We start from the raw sequence: 3,659 nt of genomic DNA, 5'->3' as shown, positions 1-3,659 counted from the left end.
ACAATTTTGCCTGGAGTCACAATAGGCGAAGGCGCCATCGTTGCGGCGGGAGCGGTTGTCACCAAGGACGTTGAAGCGAAAACCATCGTTGGAGGAGTGCCAGCGAAATTCATCAAAAAAATCGAATAGCAAATCCGACATCCATCACCTGCAATATAATTAAAAATAGATTCGATTAAATTGATGTTTAAATTATTTTCCATGAAAATAATGAAATTCATCTGCCGAATTATTAAAAGAAAGTTAAAATATTAATAGTTTGAACCGGTTAATCCATATGAAAAAATAAAAAAAGTAGAAGATTTATTTTTTAAATCTTCTAATAGGTACAAATATCAGTGCTAACAGCAAAGCCGTTAATGGATTTCCAGTAGCTTTCTTATCTACATGAAGTTTTAAAACTGCTTTTCGCCCATCATCTGCCTGTTTTGAGTTTTTAGTTATATTCTCCTTCTTAGATGTTATCTTCTTGAGGGAATAACTTGTTTTGATTGTGTCGTTTTTATTGGGTTCAGGTATGTTTGGAGTGCCCTTGCCTTCAACTTCAGTTGTATTTGTAGAGTTTGAAAGAGTGGTATCGTTGAACCCGGCTGTAACGGTATTTGAAAAGATTCCTGCTTCAGTGGCTTTAAATATGACTCTAAAACTGGCAGAATCATCCAATTCAAGTACTTCAGTCAAGGTAAACACATGCTTACCCTCCTTGTTTACACTATGCTTCCATGTTCCCACCTTGGAAACATAATCCACATAAACAAGTCCGGAATCAAATTCGCTTTCACAGACAAAAACGTTTTTCAAATTCACATCACCTGTGTTTATAACGACTATATCAAACATTACCTGATCGCCTTCATTGACCTTTGGAGTTACAGTATTCTTTTGAACGGTCATGTTCGGATTTTCAGCTTCAAATCCTGCAGCACTTTGGGTAACATTCTTATCACCTAAACCGGAGACTGCATTGTTAAGCAGCAAACCTTCCAATGTGACACCGAATGTCAGGATAATGGATGCTGACATACCAGGTTCCAGAACATCCAGATACCATCGGTGCATCTGCTCATTGTAGGTCCAGTTTCCGATTTCTGATCTCCATGACTGATAGACCAGACCGTCGGAATGTTCCTTATCCTCAACCCAGTTGTCATATACAGGAAGGTTACCCTTGTTGTTGATAACGAGCCTGTAGTCTACTGTATCTCCAATGTAAACTGTTTTGTTGAGTATGGCCTCCTTAGTGAAAACCTCATCAATCTCTTCCCCGTATGCAAACTTGAAAAGGAACAGGTTTTGCTGGGAAGACGGTGTGACCATTGAAGTGAAGTTGATGTACATCAGTGTTCCATTTGGAAGCACTTTACATGCATTTAGGCTAGGAACCCTGAATCCGGAATCATACAGTTCAATTACGCTTTTGACTATAGGATCATTTGAATTCCAATACTCCCTGTCTGTAAATGCCCAGACATAATTGTGGAAACCGGTCCTTTTCAGGTCATCAAAGTTATCAAGGAACCTGTAAATCAATATTTTCAGATACTCCTTGACAGGCTTGCCGTTGATGGCGTTCTTGATGAGATCTATCGAATCGTCATACACCCCGGTATATGGATTGCTGTTGTACAATTCAGAACAGAATCCATAATATCCGCTTTTTGTTTCCAACATATGCTGAACATCATGAGAGCCTGTAATTTCAACACCCTGTGTTTCAGGGTTGTAAACATCATCATCCCCAGTATTGTTTTTCAATTCTGAATGGTAGGCAATGTAGATGGAATCTGCTCTAGTCGCCTTATTATCAGTGAAATTGGAATTTGAGATTTCAGATGCGTATGAATATATGGCTCCACCGAATGATGCGTTGTTATCAATGAATCTTGAATTTGTAATTGTGGAATAACCGATACTTGCAGCACCACCATAGTTGTTTGCGGAATTGTTTATAAAATCACAGTTGTCGATTTTAAAGTGGGAAATGGCATCGATTGCCCCTCCACCATAGATAGCATGATTGTTTGTGAATTGGGAATCATATAATCTGGATTCAGCTGATTTGACATAAGTGTTATGGGCAGTATCATATGCAAGATATGCTCCTCCACCCATGTGGGCTGAGTTGTTATTGAATGTCAGATTGTATAATTTTCCTTTTTGTGCATTGAAGAATAATCCTCCTCCATAAGTGGAAGCGGTATTGTTTTCGAAAACTGTATTAAAAACATTCCAATTATGGCCTAAAATGGATGCTCCACCACCATGAGCATTTGTAGCAGAGTTATTGATAAATCTGCAGTTTTTCAAATCTCCATTAAATCCCCCACAGTAAAGGGCCCCTCCACCTGTTCTGGTTTGGACATTGTTTGTGAAGTTACATCCATCAATTACAGTGCGTTCACCAAATATATATACCGTTCCGCCATCCTTATGCTGTTCTGGTTTTGGAGCAGTACTGGCATAGTTATGGTCAAATAATGAATTTATAATCTTTCCACCATTTCCCTGTAAAAATATTGCAGAAGCAACCTCATAAGTAGCCTTGTTATTTATAAATTTACAATCTTGAACAGTAGGTGCATATCCTCCCAAAAGAAGCGCTGTGGCACCGCTACCAACAAGATCCTTAAATGTTGAATTGATTACCTTAAAGTTAGATCCGGTAACATAAATCCCAACCCCAACGTCACCGTTGGCATGGGTGAAAGTAATATTGTTTAAGATTACATTGGATCCGGAAACACTGAAAATTCTAGAGCCGCCCTTAGCATCAATAGTATGGCCGTTACCATTAATAGTTATCTTTTTGTTAATGCTAATTCCATTATAATAGCCGCTATCAGTCCGCGTATAATTCTTAATTAAGGAAATAGTGCCTCCAGAAGGAGTATCAGAAATTAATTTAGCCAATTCAGAGAAAGTTCCAACTGAATCATCTGATAAAACTTCTGAAGTTCCCTCCTGGCCCAAAATAGGAGATTCAACATCCACCGCCTCTTCGGTATCGGCAGCATCATCAATTTCTTCTGCAGTAATGTTTTCCTGAGCGTAAACCGCACTTAAAGAAATGAATAATACCAATAAAGCAATTATCAATAGCTTCGTCTTTTTAATCATTTGTTTTTCACCTCCCTTTCAGCTTGTAACTATACTCAAGACAAAAAACATATAGTATTGTAATATTTATTATACATTATATTTAAATTTTTGAGCTCCCGAATTGATTGAAAAAATAAAAGTAAAAACATTCCAAATCATTTAATTTAATATGAATAATTAAATAAATTCAAATATCCATGATTAATTAAAAATATATATTATGCGATACATAGTAAAATATAATTTAAAAGGACTGTTTTATTATGTTAACAATTAATCAATGCTATCTGGATTTTGTAGATAAAATCCTAAAGACCGGAAAGGAAACCTATAAGGACTCCAATCATCACTTGTTGGAAAGTCTGGGAAATTTCTATATAATTGACGATCCTCTGAATCTGAAGTTCAGGGCAAAATACCAAAACTACACTACAGACATGATGCTGGCCGACATCAAGGCCGGAAAATTCGATATGGAAGGAAACCCAATCAAAAGCGATGCATTATACAACTATGTGCAATCTGTAGATGATCCTGCAATCATCAACAACACCCAAGGA

General features: G+C 37.2%; 1 protein-coding gene and 2 pseudogenes. 2 read left to right on the top strand and 1 reads right to left on the bottom strand.

The features are described 5' to 3' along the window. Positions 1-129, top strand: a pseudogene (locus tag QZN27_RS09990) (sugar O-acetyltransferase); the annotation flags it as partial. A 174-nt stretch (positions 130-303) separates the two neighbouring features. Here the strand turns inward: QZN27_RS09990 and QZN27_RS09315 are convergent. Then, positions 304-3,117: a pectate lyase-like adhesive domain-containing protein gene (locus tag QZN27_RS09315; RefSeq protein WP_296786795.1), complete on the bottom strand. Its 2,814-nt coding sequence runs from the start codon at positions 3,115-3,117 to the stop codon at positions 304-306. A 245-nt stretch (positions 3,118-3,362) separates the two neighbouring features. Here QZN27_RS09315 and QZN27_RS09310 point away from each other — a divergent pair. Next, positions 3,363-3,659, top strand: a pseudogene (locus QZN27_RS09310) (thymidylate synthase); the annotation flags it as partial.

The sequence above is a fragment of the uncultured Methanobrevibacter sp. genome, assembly GCF_900316895.1.
GTDB lineage: Archaea > Methanobacteriota > Methanobacteria > Methanobacteriales > Methanobacteriaceae > Methanocatella.
Note: the sequence above shows the minus strand (reverse complement) of the source record. Positions and strands in the feature narration are given on the sequence as shown.